Here is a 307-nt window from a genome sequence, read left to right as displayed (position 1 = left end):
ACGGACGGAGTCACAGTGCCTCCACAACTAGGAGCTACGTACGGGGTGTTGAAAACGTAGCGGCAGTGCGCTACGTTTTCAAGTGTCGAGATGTAGCGCTCACTGGAAGGGGCGATCCGATGACCGCACCCCAGCTCACCGCCCCCACAGCCAGGTTCGTGGGCGACCTCGTGCAGGGCAGCGACGAGGAGCGCGCCTGGCGCAGCCACTCAATCGCCCCCAGCGACATCGCCGCCGTCATGAGCCGCAACCCCTACGGCCAGACCCGCGAAGACCTGCTGCACCGCAAGGCCACCGACGGCACACG

At 65.8% G+C, this 307-nt stretch carries 1 protein-coding gene; it reads left to right on the top strand.

Translation table 11 applies throughout. The annotated features are described in order from the left end of the window. Positions 1–119: 119 nt before the first annotated feature. Positions 120–307 (top strand): hypothetical protein (locus tag IG78_RS43665; protein ID WP_037687806.1); only part of this gene is annotated, 188 nt, incomplete at its 3' end.

The organism is Streptomyces aureocirculatus (assembly GCF_000720475.1).
GTDB classification, from domain to species: Bacteria; Actinomycetota; Actinomycetes; order Streptomycetales; family Streptomycetaceae; genus Streptomyces; species Streptomyces aureocirculatus.
Note: the sequence above shows the minus strand (reverse complement) of the source record. Positions and strands in the feature narration are given on the sequence as shown.